The following is a 19,674-nucleotide window of genomic DNA, read 5'->3' as shown; positions in this document are numbered from 1 at the left end:
CTTTAAAATAAGTTTACATGTCATTACAACAAATTCTTACACCTTCTATACAAAAAGCAATACAAGCATTATTTGATGTTACTGTTGATAAAATCGAGTTTCAAACTACCAGAAAAGAGTTTGAAGGAGATATTACAATGGTAATTTTTCCTTTACTGAAAGTGATTAAAAGCAATCCAGCTGAATTGGGAAATAAAATTGGAAATTATCTAGTTGAAAATGTTTCTGAAGTTGCTCGCTTTAATGTAGTTTCTGGTTTCTTGAATATTGTAATTTCAGATAGTTATTATGTCAATTTCTTTAACGGAATTAAAGACCAGAAGCAGTTCGGTTTTGTGGCTCCAAGTCCAGATGAAAAAGCAGTTATGGTAGAATATTCTTCTCCAAACACTAACAAACCTTTGCACTTAGGACACGTTCGTAACAATTTGTTAGGATATTCTGTTGCAGAGATTTTAAAAGCTTCTGGCAAAAAAGTGTACAAAACTCAAATTATCAATGATAGAGGAATCCATATCTGTAAATCGATGTTGGCTTGGGAGAAATTCGGAAACGGAGAAACTCCTGAAACTTCTGGTTTAAAAGGAGATAAATTGGTCGGTAAATATTATGTAGAGTTTGATAAAGCTTACAAAAACGAAATTAACGGTTTGGTAGAAGCTGGTAAAACTGAAGAAGAAGCCAAAAAGCAAGCTCCAATTATTATCGAAGCGCAAGATATGCTTAAGAAATGGGAAGCTGGTGATGAAAAAGTGATTGCACTTTGGAAAAAAATGAACGAATGGGTTTATGAAGGTTTTGCTACAACTTATACGAATCTAGGAGTTGATTTTGATAGATATTACTACGAAAGCAATACTTATCTATTAGGGAAAGATGTTGTTCAGGTAGGTTTAGATAAAGGAGTTTTTGAAAAAGATCCAGATGGCTCTGTTTGGATTGATTTGACTGACGAAGGTCTTGATCGTAAAATCGTCTTACGTTCTGACGGAACAGCGGTTTACATGACGCAAGATATCGGAACAGCGATTCAGCGTGTAAAAGATATGCCAGATGTTGGAGGAATGGTTTACACTGTAGGAAACGAGCAAGATTATCACTTCAAAGTGTTATTCTTAATCTTGAAAAAATTAGGATTTGACTGGGCTTCAAGCTTATATCACTTATCATACGGAATGGTAGATTTGCCTTCTGGAAAAATGAAAAGCCGTGAAGGAACTGTTGTAGATGCAGACGATTTGATGCAAGATATGACCGATACAGCAAAACAGATTTCAGAAGATTTAGGAAAACTAGACAGCTATTCTGATGAAGAAAAAGCAAAATTGTACAAAACAATTGGTTTAGGAGCTTTGAAATATTACATTTTAAAAGTAGATCCTAAAAAACGTATTCTGTTCAACCCAGAAGAGTCTGTAGATTTTGCTGGAAATACAGGTCCGTTTATCCAATACACATATGCTAGAATTCAGTCCATAATTCGTAAAGCTGACTTTGATTTTTCTAACAAAATTGAAATTGAAGAACTGCACGAGAAAGAAAAAGAATTGGTAAAACAAATCGAGCTTTTCCCAGAAGTAATTCAGAATGCGGCTCAAAATCATAGTCCGGCATTAATTGCGAATTATACTTATGATTTAGTAAAAGAATATAACTCGTTTTACCAATCAGTACATATTTTAGGAGAGGTAGACCTGACTAAAAAAATATTCAGAGTGCAGCTTTCTCAAAAAGTTGCTGAGGTAATTAAATCTGCATTTCATTTGCTAGGAATTGAAGTTCCAGAAAGAATGTAAGAAATTAAAATACAGTTAAAAGAAAAAGCCAATAGTTTTTAAACTATTGGCTTTTTTTATTGCTTTTTTGGCTTCTATGGCGTTTTTGTAGTCTCATTCTTAGGTAATTTTGCACTGGCTTTTGTAAGTATTACAATGCAAGTGATAAAGTTTTAAGTCAATTCTTCTAATATTCATTTTTAACTATTTTGAATTAGTACACTTTTAGTGAAGATGAAAAGAGAGTAAAAAAAACCGTCTAATTTATTGGATGGTTTTTATTCTTAAAGGCATTTCTGCTTTCAGTTTTCTTCTTAGAAAATATTTTCCTTTTATAATTTTGAATATTTAATGTAGTATTTGTGTTACGATATATAATGTTAAAAGTAATTACATTCTTGTTAAAATTATTTTAATTTTTTAAGTTCGCCCTCTCTAATTAAAAAAACAAAATAATGAAACAAAAATTAAAAGGATTGGTGTTGTTGGCTTTCGTGCTGATTTCACAATTATTTTTTGCTCAGGAAAAAACGATTTCTGGTACTGTAACAGATGCCTCCGGAACAATTCCAAATGCAAATATCATTGTAAAAGGCACAAAAAATGGGGTACAGTCAGATTTTGATGGAAAGTATAAGATTAAAGCTAAAACTGGAGATGTTTTAGTTTTTTCATATATGGGTATGAAAGATTTTTCTGCTGTTGTTGGAGCGTCTACAACTATTAATGTCAAAATGCAAGAAGATGGTAAAGAACTAGACGAAGTTGTAGTTGTTGCATTTGGAACACAAAAGAAGCAGGAAATAACTGGAGCTGTTTCTAAAATTGATTCAAAAATGTTAGAAACTTCTCAGGCATCTAATGCGGTTCAATCATTAACTGGAAAAGTTGCTGGTGTACAAATTAGCGCAAATTCAGGTCAGCCTGGAGATGCACCACAAGTAAGATTTAGAGGTATTGGTTCGATTTCATCTTCAAATGCTCCTTTATATGTCGTAGACGGAATACCATTTAATGGCGATATCAACTCAATATCAACCCAGGATATTGAATCAATTAGTTTTTTAAAAGATGCATCATCAAATGCATTATATGGAAGTAGAGGGGCAAACGGTGTAATAATTGTTACCACTAAAAAAGGAAAGAAAGGACAATTGACAGTTACTTACGAAACTAAAATTGGAGTTAATTCGCGAGCTGTTCCTGAGTATGATATGATTAAAAATCCAGCGGATTATTATAAAGCAGTATATAATAGAGTTAGAAATGGTTTAATTTATCAAGGACAAACACCTGCTAATGCTTCAAATATTGCGGCTCAAAATTTAATAGTAGGGGATACTTATTCTCTTGGATATAATAATTATAATGTAGCCAATAATCAAGTTATAAATCCAGCAACAGGTGAAATAAATCCAGATGCTAAGCTATTGTATCACGACGATTGGTCAAAATCATTATTTAGAGACGCCATAAGACAAGAACAATATTTAAGTTTATCAGGAAGTACAGATAATCTTAATTCTTATTTGTCTATTGGGTATTTATCAGATGATGGATACACTATCAATTCGAATTTTGAACGTGTAACATTGAGAGCAAATGTAGATTATAATGTTTCTAGTAAAGTAAAAATAGGAACAAATATAAATTACGCACATTCAAATCAAAATGCTCCAATTGCAAATACGTCATCTTCAACATATAGTAATTTATTTAGTTGGGCTCGTAATATTGCTCCGATATATCCTGTTTGGCAGAGAGATGCAAGTGGTAATATGATTTATAATGAAGATGGAGCTAAATCTTATGATTTTAATCAGCAGGGAGATAGACCATATGGTTCAAATTTGAATCCGTATGCTACTACATTATTAAATACAAAATTAAATGAAGAAAATAAATTTGGTGCTAGAGCTTACATTTCTATAGATTTCTTAAAAGATTTTAATTTTAGATATAATATTGGATATGATTTATTATCTGGTTATTACTTAACAAGTACAACAGGTGAAGGCGGGGATGATATGGGGGTTAATGGAAGAATAGGAACTGCTACTAAAAACCAATATACATTAACGAATCAGCAATTATTATCTTGGAAAAAAACTTTTGGAGAGCATTCACTAGATGTATTAATTGGACATGAATCATCAGATTTTACTTCAAAAATGCTAGCGGGACAAAAAAGCAATGTAGTGATATCTGATTTACCAATCATTAGTAACGCTACTAAATATGGTTATTTGGATGGTTATAATGATTTGTATAAAGTAGAAGGTTATTTTTCAAGATTAAACTATAATTATAAAAACAAATACTTTGTTAACGGAAGCTTTAGAAGAGATGGATCTTCAGTATTTGCTCCAGAAAACAGATGGGGAAATTTCTATGGATTTGGAGCTGCATGGTCTGTGATTAAAGAATCATTTTTTCCTAAAACAAAATGGATCACAGATTTTAGACTAAAAGGCAGTTATGGTGAGCAAGGAAATGACAATATAAACTATCCGATTACTTCGCAAATTAGTCATCGCAGTTATTTTGGCAGTTTAAGGAACTATTATGCTTACGAAACTCAATACGAAGTAGTGCCCGACTCTGAAGGTAACGCAAGTGTTTTAAATGTTTTTGAAGCAGATAAAAGTGTCAAATGGGAAAAATCTAAAAACTTAAACGCAGGATTTGACATTACCTTATTTGATCGAATTTCTATTGAAGCTGAATATTTTGAAAGAAACGTTAGTGACTTGATATATAATTTTCCTATCGCTTTGTCTACAGGAACGTCATTTGTTTCTAAAAATATTGGAGACATGGGAAATAAAGGGATAGAGATAAATTTAGGAGTTGATGTTGTTAAAAATAAAAATGTAGACTTCAATATTTGGGCTAATGCAACAAGCTATAAAAATAAGATAACATCGTTGCCAAAAGCATTTACTGATGGAATTTATCGTTTTGAAGTTGGAGCTCCTGCTTATTCCTATTTTTTGAGAGAATTTGCTGGAGTAGATAAAACAAATGGGGATGCGTTATGGTATAAAGATGAGAAAGATGCTAATGGAAACTTAACAGGAAATAAAGTAACTACAAATGTTTTTGGAGATGCTACAACATATTTGAGTAAAAAAGACGCCAATCCAGATGTATACGGTGGGTTTGGAACACTATTTAGATATAAAAATATTACATTCCAAGCTAGCTTTGCTTATCAATTTGGAGGCTACATGTATGATGGAGTTTACCAATCTGCAATGTACTCAGGATCTGATAATATAGGACAGAATTATCATAAAGATGTAACAAAAGCATGGACAATTGATAATCCTAATTCAAACATTCCAAGAGTTGATCATATATCGATTTACCAAATGGCAAATTCAGATTATTTTTTGATAAAATCTGATTACATAAGCCTTCAAGATGTTTCGATAGGATATAACTATAATGACGAATGGCTCAGGGATTTAGGTATTCAATCTACAAAATTTACTTTAATGGGATCAAATTTAGCATTATGGTCTAAGAGAACGGGAATGGATCCTAGACTAAATCGATTAGGAGAAAGAGTAAATAATGGACAATCACTTAATGTTTATGGTGTGATGAGAAGTGTTTCATTTGGTTTAACAGTAAATTTTTAAAACATGAAAAAGATAATAATAGCAATTGTATTTTTATTGCCTCTTGCAAGTTGCGATAAAGAGTTTCTTGATACAGTGCCAGAATCAACAATTAATAAAGAACAATTAGCAACTTCTGCATCGGCTAATCAAGCTATTGTCAGTGGAATTTATTCTGCATTGCGCTCTTATGGACTCGCAATTGGAAGTAATCATGAAGATTATGGTCATAAATCGGTGCTTGCCGCTATGGATATGATGTCTAATGATATGCTAATGACAAAATCAAGTTGGTACCAATCTTTCTATACTTACTCGGGTAGAGTGCAAACTAATTCGAGATCTAGATTAGTGTGGAATACTTACTATCCTCAGATTAAATCGACAAATATTGTACTTGGTGGTATTCCTTCAAATACTGCAGATGAAAATTTAAAAGCAATTCGAGGTCAGGCTTTGGCTTTAAGAGGTTACTTCTATTTTATGTTGGCGCGTACATATGGTCCTACATATATTGGTAATGAGACTAAATTATGTGTTCCTCTATATGTAGAGCCTACATTAGAAGGTAAGGCGAGATCTACTGTGGGTGATGTGTATGGTTTGATAGAAAGCGATTTAAAGGAATCTATAGAATTATTAGCATCTTATAAAAGATTGAATAATGATTCTGTAGATCAAACGGTTGCAGAGGCCTTTTTAGCTGAAGTATATTTGGAAATGGGAAAATATGCAGATGCTGCGAATATGGCTCATTTGGCAAGAAAGGACTATACTTTGCTTAATGAAGCAGAATGGATGAATGGTTTTTACATTACAAAATCTAATGAAACTATGTGGGGAGCAACATTAAATTCTTCAATTAGTACTTTTGTTGCAAATTTCTTTGGTCATTTTGATAATACAAACGCATCGGGATATGCAGGTGGAATGGGAATCTATAAAAATATTGACAAAAATTTATATAATAGTATTTCAGAAACTGATTTTAGAAAAAAAGCTTTTGTTTCACTATCAGGAAATTTAACTTATTCATCTTTGCCAGCTTATGCAAATATAAAATTTAGAGACCCAACTATAGATGCAGGTAGTTATATTTATATGAGATCTTCTGAAATGTATTATATAGAGGCAGAAGCACTTGCAAGATCAGGAAATGAAGCCTCAGCAAAGCAAGTATTGTATGAGATAACAATAACTAGAGATCCTTCATATACGCTTTCTACAAATTCAGGTTCTTCATTAATTAATGAAATAATTCTTCAAAAAAGAATTGAATTGTGGGGAGAAGGTTGTGCTTGGTATGATATGAAGCGTTTAGGAGTTTCTTTAACAAGAGATTATGATGGTTCAAACCATCCAGCATTTGGTAAATTTAATATTCCTGCGGGAGATAATAGATTTATTTTTCAAATTCCTCAAGCAGAAATAGATGCAAACCCACTGATTGTGCAGAATCCTTTATAAGGTTAATAAATATTGTCATGCTTTTTTAAGTATAACTTTAGATATAATGAATTTTTAGTAAAAAAAAAATAACAAGATTAAGAAAGCGGGAAGTTTTTAAACTTCCCGCTTTCTTGTTTTAACAACTAATTCTAATTACTTAACAAATTTGTCAATGATTTTATCTGTTTCTGCTTTTGCAGTATCTGGTTTTAAATCAAATAAAAGAGAGTAAAGTGCTTTTCTATCAACTTTTGCCTCTAAGTTTAAGTCTTGATGTCTGTCAAAAAGAGTTTGCCATTTATCGCGAACGTTTTTCCATAATGCATTATTTTCTTTCCACCATTTTTGAGCAGCAATGCATTTTACATCTGGAACTTTAGTGTAAACATCAAATCCTTTTTCTTGAGCTAGTAAAACATCTTTCCCAGCATCGTCGCGAACTAATTTATCATTGTCTTGTTCGTGATTCCATCCTGTAGCAGTGATTTCGTGAATATTTCTTCTTTTCAAAACATTATAATCGTTACGTTTTGTCTGCTCTCTTCTTGGAAGAGGAGCATCAGCAACGTTTGCCCAATAATCTTGTCCGTCAACATGTACCCAAGTTGAAGATCCCTCATATCTTGGGCTATCATCTACCTGATATACTTTTTGAGTCCACTGACCTTTAACGGCTTTTTTGTCTAATTTCTTGTATTTCCAAGAATTGCCTTTATCAAAAGTATATAAGTCTTTGTTTTCGTATAGCCAATCTTGTCTCCAGTGTTTGATAATCATATCGTCGCTTACAATCAATAAGTGCTGCATCACAATTTTGTTAGGAGTGTCTTCTAATAACTCTACCCATTCTAAGGCAGATTCGTGTTTCGTTTCAGAAGGTTTATAAGTAAGAGAATCTTTTGGATATGAGAAAGTTTCTGTGAAGTTAAACTTTACCTCATAACAACCACACATTGATTTGATAGATTTTATGTCTTGTTGTTTTTTGTCCTGACTAAAACCAAGACCACATGTTAAAGCCATAGCGGCTGACAAAAAAAGGCTTTTTGAAATCATAACTTATTGTTTTGTTTAAATTTTCGCAAATATATAAATTTTATTTAGAATAATTAAAAATAGTTATATATTTGCTTCGATTATTAAGACTGAATAAAAATAATGAAAATTAAAATAACTCTTTTTACTGTTGTGCTTTTTTGTCAAATTTCTGTTTCTCAAGAGGTTCAAAGAGATAGTGTGGAAACAAATGAATTATCAGAAGTTAAAGTTACTACTGCAACTAGAACGGAAAGAGTGCTTTCGTCATTGCCTTTGCCCATGACAATTATTACATCTGAAGCAATTATGAAGTCTGGCGTTACAAGATTAAATGAAATTTTAAGCGAGCAAACCGGTATTATTTTAATTCCTGACGAAAGTGGTTTTGAAGGAATTCAAATGCAGGGATTGGATGCAGCTTATACCATGATTTTAATTGATGGAGTGCCGTTGGTAGGAAGAAGTGCAGGAGTTTTGGATTTATCAAGGGTTTCTGTGGGAAATATAGAAAGAATTGAAATTGTTAAAGGAGCTTCTTCAGCATTGTATGGTTCTGAAGCAATGGGAGGAGTAATAAATGTAATTACAAAAAGGCCTAAGAAAGATACTTTTACAGGAAGCCTTTCTTATCGATACGCAACTTTTAACACCAATGATGCTAACACAAATTTGCTGTGGAAAAAGAAAAAATTCTCAGCTAATCTTTTTGCTAATTTTTATTCTACAGACGGTTATGATTTAGATAAAAGTACGCCACTAAAAAATGTAGAGTCATTTTATAATTTTACAATCCAACCTAAGATATATTACGATTTTTCGGAGAATTTAAAGTTAATTGTAAACAACCGTTTTTACGATATGAAAATGGATAACGTAGCAATTATCGATTCTGAAAACTACAAAGGTGATGCAAAAGAAAAAGAATGGAATTCGCAAATTAAATTTGAGCATAAATGGAGCTCAAAAGTGTATTCTGAATATGAGTTTTATACTACAAATTACAAAAATGATTCCTTTTTAAATGATAAGAATAACGCTCTTTATGAGAGTGCCTATTACAATCAATGGTTAGTTCGGCCAGAAATTCGAACAACACTTTCATTAAACAACGATAAATTAACGGGTGGAGTTGGATTAAATTATGAGACTCTAGACAGAACTTATTTTGAAAAGCAAGTAAATTTTAATTCCCAATATATTTATCTGCAATACGATTACAATCCAACCGAAAAATGGAATGTTCTTGCTGGATTTAGATATGATAATCATAGTGAATATGCCTCCCAGTTTAGTCCAAAATTAGCAGTCAATTATAAGGTTAATGAAAATTTTTCTCTAAAATCTTCTGTAGGCTATGGATATAAAGCGCCAGATTTTCGTCAATTGTATTTTGATTTTACAAATCCATCAGTTGGATACACGGTTTTGGGATATAATGTTGCAGAAGACCGTTTAAATCAGCTTGAAAAGCAAGGCCAACTTTTGTCTAGAGTAGATGGAGTAAATTTTGGAGAACCGTTGAAACCAGAAAGCTCAATAAATGTCAATTTCGGAACTTTTTATAAGAGAAATAAATTAAGATTAGACGTAAATGCTTTCTATAATTCAATAGAGAACTTGATTGATACCAGAGTTGTTGCCCAAAAAACGAATGGTCAGAATGTCTTCAGTTATTTTAATATTAGTAAAATCTTTACTTATGGTCTAGAGTTTAATTCAACTTATGATTTTACAAAACAATTATCAGTATCATTTGGGTATCAGTTTTTAACAGCAAAAGACAAATCTGTTCTAGATAATTTCGAAAATTACCAATATATCCGTAACTCAGATTTACAAACCATTCAAATTAAAAAATCTGATTATTTTGGATTGTTTAACAGGTCAAAGCATACGGCCAATTTTAAGTTAGCCTACACTATACCTAAAATTAAGACCGACATCAATTTGCGTGTTTTTTACAGAAGCAAATACGGAATGTTTGATACAAACGGTAATCAGATACTTGACAAATATGACACATTTGTTGATGGCTACTTTTTAACAAACCTGTCAATTTCAAAATATATAGCAGATAAATTTATGCTTCAAGCTGGAGCCAATAATCTATTTGATTTTACAGATCCTAGCCAAATTAGCAATTTGGCAGGTCGACAGTTTTTTGCACGAATTCAATATAATTTTTAATCAATATTTATTTAACACCATTTTCAAAATGAAAACAAAATTCTTAAAACTTTCGCTTTTAGCATTATTTATTTTTACAGCATCTTGCAGCAGCGATGATGATAAAAAAGAAGTAGCACCAGTAGCAACTACAAAAGTTTCTAATGTTTATGCTCCGCAAACTGGAGGACAAGGACAGCCAGTTGGCGGTGAATTTGCAAAATTCAGTTTTTCCCAAAATAAAATTGTAACGGACGATAGTTGGGATATCGCTTTCCGTGGTACATCAGTTATTGTTAATGGAGGATCAAAAATTAGCGCTACTGATACAGGAGAACCAGAAAGAAAAGGACAAGGCGCAGTAAGTGTTGTTTCAGGTATTTTTGCAAACGTAACAGCTTTTCCAGCAGCATCGACTTTTGCTCAGGATGCTAGCGGTGCTTCTGCATTCCCTTCTTCAGGAGATAATGCTTGGTACGATTATAACGGAGCAACTCATATTGTTTCTGCAAAAGCAGGAAGAGTATTTGTTATCAAAACTCACGATGGGAAATATGCAAAAGTGGAATTTTTAAGCTACTATAAAGATGCACCTGTAACACCAGACCCAAACACTGCTGTAGCAAGATACTACACTTTTAATTTCGCTTACCAGGCAAATAGCACTACTACATTCTAATAAAACTAATAATCTCGAATAGATTTTTTATATAGGGTACTTTTAAAAACATCAAAAATCTAGTCAATCATTAGCTTTGTTTTTTTTATTTTTTTTTTGATAAGGAGGTTAGAATTTTTCTAACCTCTTTTTTTTGTTCTACTTTCCTGTTAAAATGAAATAGAAACAAAATGTTATTCTATCTTTGCACAAATTTTTTCTGCAGTAACTAAGCCGTTATTAATTGGTTTAGTTTTTGAATGCAGTCCTTCATACTTTATTATAATTATTTAAGTGAATACAAAGTCTTATTTTTTTCAGTCTTTTGCTATCGTAGCTTTGGCATTGGTGGCTTTTATTGGATTCAAACAAATCCTTCCAGACAAAATATTTTCTGAGAGTAAGTTAGATTCTAAAAATATATTAATAGACAGTTTACTTTTAGAATCTGTTGCCCAAGATTCTCTTTCTTTAGATAAGGACAGTATTGCTGAAAGTGAAAAAGAGCTGAATCAGCAGAAAATTGTTTTTGATGAAACCGAAGGAATCGAATTTCCTGCTGAGACATTCGAAAATTATAAAGGATATCAATACCTGATTTCTTTCTATGAAAAATTGTATCAGTTAGAGAAAAATCCGCAGAACAAAGTTAGAATTGCTTACTACGGAGATTCTATGACTGATGGCGATTTAATCGTTCAAGATGTTCGTACTAATTATCAGGAACGTTTTGGAGGAAATGGAGTTGGATTTGTTCCTATCACTTCAGAATCTGCTGCTTCGAGAGGTTCTGTAAAATCAACTTATTCTAAAAACTGGAAAACGCAATCTTACTTAAATGTAAAAAGACCAACAAGTCCTTTCGGAGTTAATGGGCATGTGTTTTTTGCAAATGATAAATCTAATCCAACTTGGGTTCAGTACGAAGCAGGATTGAACAAATATTCGACTTCTTTAGATAATGCCACATTATTTTATGGACGTTCTTCTAAAGTTGGAAAAGTAAATTTCATTATAGGAAAAGATACGCTTAAGAAAAGCCTTTCTCCAAATAGTCTAGTTAATACATTGAAAGTTTCATCAGGAAGTTTAAAAGCCTTTAAGGCAAATTTTGTTCAAGCAGATTCTATTCCGATTTACGGATTTAATTTTGATAACGGAAGCGGAGTTCATGTAGATAATTTCTCTCAGCGAGGAAATTCAGGACTTCCAATTTCTATGTTTAATGCCGATGTAATGAGAGCTTTCAACAATAGTTTGAAATACGATTTAATTATTCTTCATTATGGAACTAACGTTTTAAATTACGGAACCAAAAATTATTCTTGGTACGAAAAAGGAATGACAAAAACCGTTAATAAAATTAAAGAATCTTTCCCCGGTGTTTCAATTTTAATAGTTTCAACTGCTGATAAATCGACAAAATATGATTTGGAGATGAAAACCGATTCAGCGGTAGTTCCTTTAATGAAAGCACAAAAACATTATGCTTTAGAAACTCATGCAGGGTTTGTAAACTTATATACTTTGATGGGTGGAGACGGTTCTATGATAAAATGGGTCGATGAGACTCCAGCAAAAGCAAATAAAGATTATACGCACTTTAACCAGCGCGGTGCAAAAGCAATTGGTAATTTGCTTTACGAACAATTGAATAAAGGTTACGAAGAATATAAAGTACTCAGACAAAAAAGAGATGCTGAAGGAACTAAGTCAAAACCAGTAAAAAGAGCCAGACCCGATTCCATTTCAGTAACAAAAGATAGTGTATGATAAATAAACTTATGGTTTTCTTTTGTTGTCTTTTTTTTACAACAAATGAAAAAACTCCTAAAACAGATGTACAGCCAACACACGAAAGTATGATTCAAAAAGTGGATACAGCAGCAATTGATGCTCCTTCTGATGGCCAGATTTATAACGCAAAAGCGATAAGCGATTTTTTTGAGAAACTGGAAAAAAATGAAGATCAGAAGAATCAAAAAATCAATATTGTGCATATTGGCGATTCACATATTCAAGGCGACTTGATGACCAATGAAATCAGAAAAAAACTGCAGCAGAGGTTTGGAAATGCGGGGCGCGGTTTAGTATTTCCTTATCAGTTGGCCAAAACAAACGGGTCTTACAACGAACGTTTTAAATCGAACAGGACTTGGGAAAGCTATAGAAATATTCACCCATTTAAACAATGTCCGATTGGGATAAGCGGAATTGGGCTTTGGCGAGATTCTGGCGGATTTGTAATGGAGATGAATGTAAAAGATCCAGCGTATAAATTCAATACAATAAAAATTATTACGCCTCAGAATCAGAATATGTTCGATTTAGCAATTTCGTCTAAAATCAATTCTATTCAGACAACCGAGCGAAGAGTTATTACCCATAAGATTAAAAAAGGCGAAGTGCTTGGAACAATTGCAGATAAATACAATGTTTCGGTTGCTGAAATTAAAAGAGACAATCGTTTAAAAGGGAATAATATTCGTGCAGGAAGAACATTAAAAATTGCCACAAACGAGACAAGAGCAAAGACCATTTCAATGTCAGAATTTGTTCCGTTAGCAATAGAATCAGATTCGTTTAGTCATTATTACAATTCAGAAAACGCTTTAAGTCGAATTTTCTTGATTCCAAACAAAGAAGCAAAAGATTATGAACTAAATGGAATTGTTTTAGAAAAAGATGCTCCAGGAATTATTTATAGCGGAATTGGAGTAAACGGTGCTAAATATTCAGATTACAATAAATATCCATTATTCTTTGAACAATTGAAATCGTTGCATCCCGATTTGCTGGTTTTTTCACTAGGAACAAATGAAAGCTATGATCACTTAGATCCAGAAAGTTATATCAAAGAATTGCGAGAGTTTATCAATAATGTAAGAGCACAAAAAATAGACGCTCCCATAATTGTAATGACACCTCCGCCATCATTGTTAAGACGAAAGCCAAATCACTACATTGATAATTACGCGAGACAAATTATAGATATAGCCCAAAAAGACGGTCTTGCCGTTTGGGATTTGTACGACGAATTTGGAGGTATGAGCGGAATCAGACAATTAAAAGTACAAGGGCTAATTGGACCAGATTGGGTTCATTATTCAAAAAAAGGATACGAGAAACAAGGAGATTTGTTCACTCAAGCGATTTTAAGATCATACGATAATTTTAAATTAAAGAAGTAAGTTGACGACAATAGAGAGCATTAATAATTGGTTCATTCAAAATTTTGGTGCAATTACAATAGAACAAGTTAAAAGTTGGTTCGTTTATAATGAAGACGAAAAACTTTTATTCAATACCGGTTTATTCTTAGGTTTATTTCTGGTTTTCTATTTTGTGTATGGTTTTTTACGCAAAACATTTTATTTGAGATTAACATATGTTATTCTCTTCTCATTATTCTTTTACTATAAATCAAGCGGAATTTACTTTCTGCTTTTATTGCTTTCATCAGTAGTAGATTATGGTTTGAGCCAGATTATTTACAGAGAAAGCAGAGACAGCGTTAAGAAATTTTACTTGGTGATAAGTGTTATTTTGAATTTGGCACTTTTGGGCTATTTCAAATACATGAACTTTTTGATTGTGACTTACAATGACATGTTTCATGGTAATTTTGCACTTCATAATGTTTTTCTTCCTGTTGGAATTTCGTTCTACACTTTTCAGTCGATGAGTTATATTATTGAGATTTACAGAGAAGAAATCAAACCGACAAAAAATTACATTGAATATTTATTCTTCGTTTCGTTTTTTCCACAGTTAGTTGCTGGGCCAATTGTACGTGCAAAAGATTTTCTTCCTCAGATTTACCAAAAATTGAATCTGACGAAACAAGACGTAAACAATGCTTTGTTTTTGATTATTGGAGGTTTGATAAAGAAAACGGTAATTTCAAACTACATATCTGTAAACTTTGTTGATCGTGTTTTTGATACGCCAATGAGTTATACTTCTTTTGAAAACTTAATGGCGTCTTACGGATACGCGATTCAGATCTACTGCGATTTCTCAGGATATTCAGATATGGCAATTGGTATTGCATTATTGCTTGGATTTAAATTGCCTGTCAACTTTAGAACACCGTATAAATCAACTTCGATTACCGATTTCTGGAGAAGATGGCACATTTCGCTTTCGACTTGGTTAAAAGACTTTTTATATATTTCTATTGGAGGAAATCGTAATGGATCTTTTGCAGGATATTTATTTCCAAGTTTATTCTTCTTCGGATTATTGCTTTGGGGAATGTCTTGTTATAATGAAAGTGTAATTCCACTTGTTATTGCAGGAATCAGTATTTTAATTTTCGCTTTGTCGTTTTTACTGTCAAGCAAAATAAAACAGACTTTAGTAACCAATTTCAACTTGTTTACTACAATGCTTTTAGGAGGATTGTGGCACGGAGCAGGAGCGCAGTTTATAGTTTGGGGAGCACTTCACGGATTAGCTTTAGCGGTTCATAAAATTTTCATGGAATTCTTTCCTTCTAAAAAAGATAAAAGCCCGAATTTCTTATGGAGATTTTTCTCAATCGTAATTACATTTCATTTTGTAGTTTTCTGTTGGATTTTCTTCAGAGCAAGAGATTTTGAAACAGCATTACAAGTAATTAATAACATCGGACAATTAACATTCGAACCAGAACTTTGGAAAACAATTATTCTAGGTTACAAAAATGTATTCGGATTAATGTTGTTTGGTTACGTTTGGCATTTCTTACCAGAAAATTTCACAAACGGAATGAAATCTGTTTTCGACAAAACACCATTATTAGTAAAAGCAATAATTTTAGGATTCGTTTACTGGATTGTTTACGCAACAGCAGTAGCAGGTTCACAGCCTTTCATTTACTTTCAATTCTAAAATAAAGATTCAAAGGAACATAGTTACAAAGGCGCAAAGGTTTTATTCTTTGCGCCTTTTTTATAGCCACTGATTAAAAGGATTAAAAAGATTTATTTCGCGCAGATTCTGCAGATTTTAATTTTTAATTATTTAAAATAGAAATCTGAATCATCTGCTAAATCTGCGAGAGAAATAATCAGTGAAATCGGTGTAATTAACAGCAAAGAAAAAACTTTGCGCCTTTGTTGCTTTGCCACTTTGAACCTTAAAAAATAAATTGCCTGAAATATCTAATTAGATTATCTTTGCACTTCAAATAAACAAAAAGATATGTTTGATAATTTAAGTGATAAGTTAGATAAAGCGTTCCATATATTAAAAGGACACGGTAAAATTACAGAAGTAAACGTAGCCGATACCTTAAAAGAAGTTCGTCGTGCCTTACTTGATGCCGATGTTAACTTTAAAATTGCTAAAGATTTTACAGCAAGAGTAAAAGACAAAGCAATTGGACAGGACGTATTGACAACCTTACAGCCAGGACAATTATTAGTTAAACTGGTAAAAGATGAGTTGACTGAATTAATGGGAGGAGATGTTGCTGGTGTTAACTTATCAGGAAATCCAACTGTTATTTTGATGTCAGGACTTCAAGGTTCTGGTAAAACTACTTTCTCAGGGAAATTAGCCAACTACTTAAAAACAAAGAAAAACAAGAAACCACTTCTTGTAGCATGTGATATCTACCGTCCGGCGGCGATTAATCAGCTTCATGTTGTGGGAGATCAAATAGGTGTTGAGGTTTACTCAGAACCAGAAAATAAAAATCCTGTAGAAATTGCACAAAATGCAATTAAACATGCTAAAGCAAACGGATTCAATGTTGTTATCGTCGATACAGCTGGACGTTTGGCAGTAGATCAGGAAATGATGGACGAAATTGCACGTGTACACAAAGCAATTCAGCCACAAGAAACATTGTTCGTTGTAGACTCTATGACAGGACAAGATGCTGTAAATACAGCAAAAGCTTTCAACGATATCTTAAACTTTGATGGAGTTATCTTAACGAAATTAGATGGTGATACTCGTGGTGGAGCTGCACTTTCGATTAAATCGATTGTAAATAAACCAATCAAATTTGTTGGTACTGGAGAGAAAATGGAAGCAATTGATGTTTTCTATCCAGAACGTATGGCTGAGCGTATCTTAGGAATGGGAGACGTTGTGTCTCTTGTTGAAAGAGCTCAAGAGCAATTTGATGAAGAAGAAGCAAGAAAACTTCAAAAGAAAATCGCTAAAAACGAATTTGGTTTTGATGACTTCTTAACGCAGATTCAGCAAGTAAAGAAAATGGGTAATATGAAAGACTTGGTTGGAATGATACCAGGAGCTTCAAAAGCCATGAAAGATGTAGAAATCGAAGATGATGCTTTCAAACATATCGAAGCGATCATTTATTCGATGACGCCAGCTGAAAGAAGCAAACCAGCCATTATCGACGTAAAAAGAAAAGCCAGAATCGCTAAAGGTTCGGGAACAAAAGTCGAGCAGGTAAATCAGCTGATGAAGCAGTTTGACCAAATGAGCAAGATGATGAAGATGATGCAAGGCCCAGGCGGAAAAAATCTGATGAAAATGATGGGAGGTATGAAAGGGATGCCGGGTGGTATGCCAGGAGGAATGCCGAGATAAAATAAGAAAAAGTTTCAAGTTTAAGGTTTCAAGTTAAGAGGCCAAAACTTGAAACTTTTTTAATTACATAAATAGTAAGTTTCAACAGTAACATGAAACTTGAAACCTGAAACAAAATAAACACAACACATGCAACTACTAGACGGTAAAAAAACATCTAACGACATTAAAAATGAAATTGCAATCGAGGTTCAATCTATAAAAGCAGCTGGAGGAAAAGTACCTCATTTAGCAGCAGTTTTAGTGGGAAACAACGGAGCAAGTTTAACTTACGTAGGAAGTAAAGTAAAATCATGCCAAGAAATCGGTTTTGATTCAACTTTAGTTGCTTTACCAGAAACTATTACAGAAGACGAACTTTTAGCAAAAATCAAAGAATTGAACGAAGATGATAACCTTGATGGATATATCGTTCAGTTGCCTTTGCCAAAACATATCGATGAGCAGAAGATTTTATTAGCAATCGATCCTGATAAAGATGTTGACGGATTTCATCCAACTAACTTTGGAAGAATGGCTCTTGAAATGGAAAGTTTTATTCCAGCAACACCATTCGGGATTATGGAATTGTTAGAACGTTACAAAGTTGAAACTTCAGGAAAACATACCGTTGTAATTGGTAGAAGTCACATCGTAGGACGTCCGATGAGCATCTTAATGAGCCGTAAAGGAAATCCAGGAGATTCTACAGTTACTTTGACTCATAGTCGTACTAAAGACTTAGCAGAATTCACTAAAAACGCAGATATCATTATCACAGCTTTAGGAGTTCCAGAATTCTTAAAAGCAGATATGGTAAAAGAAGGAGTAACCGTTATCGACGTTGGAATTACTCGTGTAGATGATGCATCAAATCCAAAAGGATACGTTATCAAGGGAGATGTTGATTTTGATGGCGTAAGCAAAAAAGCATCGTTCATTACGCCTGTTCCAGGTGGAGTAGGACCAATGACAATTGCAATGTTACTTAAAAATACACTTTTAGCAAGAAAAATGAGAAGCGCAAGAAATCAATAATTTCTTTTTAAATATTATGAAAGCCTGTTCTGTCGAGCAGGCTTTTTTTATTGTTTTAAATTTTCTAACACATAGAAACATAGAATTGGTTTCTAAAAAGAATATAAAAGAGAAACAAATTTCTCTCACATAGCCAAGCTATGTTTATTTACAAAAAGTGAAACGCCTTTTCTACATTTAGAATATCTATGTTTCTATGTATTTAAAAATCTAACAGAAACAGTCATTTTAATATATAATTAATAGTTTAAAGTTTCGGTTCTTGAAAATAAAGGATACTTTTGCAGCACTTTAAAAAATAACACTTCTCCAAATGGACGATTATTATTATTCGTTAGTATTAAATTAAGCAGCTTTTGAAATTTCAAAATGCTGCGCTAAAAACCTGTATTTTGAAATGAAAGCCTTTTACACAAACAACAACGGATTAGTAGAAATCCAAAAATGGACTTCAAATTGCTGGATTCACATCGAATCTCCAACAGAATCAGATAAAAATTATTTATTAGAAGAACTTCAGGTTCCTGAAGCTTTTTACAATGATATTGAGGATATCGACGAAAGACCTCGTATCGAAATCGAAGACGGCTGGACTTTGATTATTATGCGCATTCCCATTAAAAGCGGCGATGTCAAAATTCCATTTCATACCGTTCCGCTCGGAATCATTTTTAAAGACGATATCTGTGTTACCATCAGTTTTTATAAAACAGAAATCATAAAAGATTTTGTGGCTTATTCACAGCGCAAAAACATCGACATAGAAGATAATTTCAATTTAGTTTTAAGATTGCTTTTGTCTTCAAGCGTATGGTATTTGAAATATCTAAAACAAATCAACCAGAAAATAAAATTAGCAGAAGATAATTTAGAGAAATCGATTAAAAACGAAGAATTGCAAGCCTTGCTACAAATCGAAAAATGCTTTGTGTTCTTCATCACGTCACTAAAAGCAAATGACGTTTTATTTCAAAGAATCAAAAATCTAAAAGCGCACAAAGCGAGTTACGATCCAGAATTATTAGAGGATGTTGAAATCGAATTAAATCAGGCGCAAGACACAGCCAACATTTACAACAACATCTTAACAGGAATGATGGATGCTTACGCTTCGGTAATTTCAAACAACATGAATAATATCATGAAGCAAATGACATCAATTTCAATCATTTTGATGATTCCAACCGTAATCGCCAGTTTGTACGGAATGAACGTCCCAAACGGATTAGAAGAAAGCAAATACGGAATCTGGATTCTGCTTTTAGTCTCCATAATTCTATCCACTTTTGGAGTTTTTTTGTTCAAACGCAGAAGATGGTTCTAAAACTTTAAAACATTAAAAAGCCTGTTCGTTATAGACTGCACCCAAAAGTTTAGACAAATTTAAAATTAA

Annotated in this window: 12 protein-coding genes; 11 read left to right on the top strand and 1 reads right to left on the bottom strand. The window is 32.8% G+C overall.

The genetic code is table 11. The features are described 5' to 3' along the window. Positions 1–17 precede the first annotated feature (17 nt). The 3 genes from argS to NU08_RS20955 all read left to right on the top strand — a co-directional run bounded on the left by argS (position 18) and on the right by NU08_RS20955 (position 6,868). Positions 18–1,796 (top strand): arginine--tRNA ligase, encoded by a 1,779-nt coding sequence (gene argS, locus NU08_RS20965; RefSeq protein ID WP_129748998.1) that lies wholly within the window; start codon positions 18–20, stop codon positions 1,794–1,796. Positions 1,797–2,230: 434 nt separating this feature from the next. Continuing rightward, the gene (locus NU08_RS20960) at positions 2,231–5,422 is read left to right on the top strand and encodes a SusC/RagA family TonB-linked outer membrane protein (RefSeq protein ID WP_129748997.1); all 3,192 of its coding nucleotides are present in this window, start codon (positions 2,231–2,233) and stop codon (positions 5,420–5,422) included. Positions 5,423–5,425: 3 nt separating this feature from the next. Beyond that, positions 5,426–6,868, top strand: coding sequence for a RagB/SusD family nutrient uptake outer membrane protein (locus NU08_RS20955; protein WP_129748996.1), 1,443 nt, complete (start codon positions 5,426–5,428; stop codon positions 6,866–6,868). A 135-nt stretch (positions 6,869–7,003) separates the two neighbouring features. Here the strand turns inward: NU08_RS20955 and NU08_RS20950 are convergent, their stop codons facing one another. Next, the gene (locus NU08_RS20950) at positions 7,004–7,906 is read right to left on the bottom strand and encodes a DUF6607 family protein (RefSeq protein ID WP_129748995.1); all 903 of its coding nucleotides are present in this window, start codon (positions 7,904–7,906) and stop codon (positions 7,004–7,006) included. A gap of 102 nt (positions 7,907–8,008) precedes the next feature. Between NU08_RS20950 and NU08_RS20945 the strand changes: the two genes are divergently transcribed. The 8 genes from NU08_RS20945 to NU08_RS20910 all read left to right on the top strand — a co-directional run bounded on the left by NU08_RS20945 (position 8,009) and on the right by NU08_RS20910 (position 19,605). After that, complete coding sequence (locus NU08_RS20945) at positions 8,009–10,075, top strand: TonB-dependent receptor plug domain-containing protein (protein WP_129748994.1); 2,067 nt, start codon at positions 8,009–8,011, stop codon at positions 10,073–10,075. 28 nt (positions 10,076–10,103) lie between these two features. Next, a complete protein-coding gene (locus tag NU08_RS20940) occupies positions 10,104–10,733 on the top strand; it encodes an HmuY family protein (RefSeq protein ID WP_129748993.1) in 630 nt (209 codons plus the stop codon). A gap of 273 nt (positions 10,734–11,006) precedes the next feature. Further along, complete coding sequence (locus NU08_RS20935) at positions 11,007–12,485, top strand: SGNH/GDSL hydrolase family protein (protein ID WP_129748992.1); 1,479 nt, start codon at positions 11,007–11,009, stop codon at positions 12,483–12,485. After that, a complete protein-coding gene (locus NU08_RS20930) occupies positions 12,482–13,903 on the top strand; it encodes a GDSL-type esterase/lipase family protein (RefSeq protein WP_129748991.1) in 1,422 nt (473 codons plus the stop codon). The genes NU08_RS20935 and NU08_RS20930 overlap by 4 nt, the downstream gene beginning before the upstream one ends. Position 13,904: 1 nt before the next feature. Further along, positions 13,905–15,587 (top strand): MBOAT family O-acyltransferase, encoded by a 1,683-nt coding sequence (locus NU08_RS20925; protein ID WP_129748990.1) that lies wholly within the window; start codon positions 13,905–13,907, stop codon positions 15,585–15,587. Between the two features lie 312 nt (positions 15,588–15,899). Beyond that, the gene (ffh, locus tag NU08_RS20920) at positions 15,900–17,264 is read left to right on the top strand and encodes a signal recognition particle protein (RefSeq protein ID WP_129748989.1); all 1,365 of its coding nucleotides are present in this window, start codon (positions 15,900–15,902) and stop codon (positions 17,262–17,264) included. A gap of 129 nt (positions 17,265–17,393) precedes the next feature. Continuing rightward, positions 17,394–18,281: a bifunctional 5,10-methylenetetrahydrofolate dehydrogenase/5,10-methenyltetrahydrofolate cyclohydrolase gene (locus tag NU08_RS20915; protein ID WP_119792934.1), complete on the top strand. Its 888-nt coding sequence runs from the start codon at positions 17,394–17,396 to the stop codon at positions 18,279–18,281. 397 nt (positions 18,282–18,678) lie between these two features. Beyond that, entirely contained in the window at positions 18,679–19,605 is a 927-nt protein-coding gene (locus NU08_RS20910; protein ID WP_129748988.1) for a magnesium transporter CorA family protein, read from the top strand. The last annotated feature ends 69 nt before the right edge of the window (positions 19,606–19,674 follow it).

Source organism: Flavobacterium anhuiense (genome assembly GCF_004151235.1).
GTDB lineage: Bacteria > Bacteroidota > Bacteroidia > Flavobacteriales > Flavobacteriaceae > Flavobacterium > Flavobacterium anhuiense_A.
The sequence above is the reverse complement of the archived record's forward strand: the minus strand, read 5'-3'. Positions and strand labels throughout refer to the sequence as shown.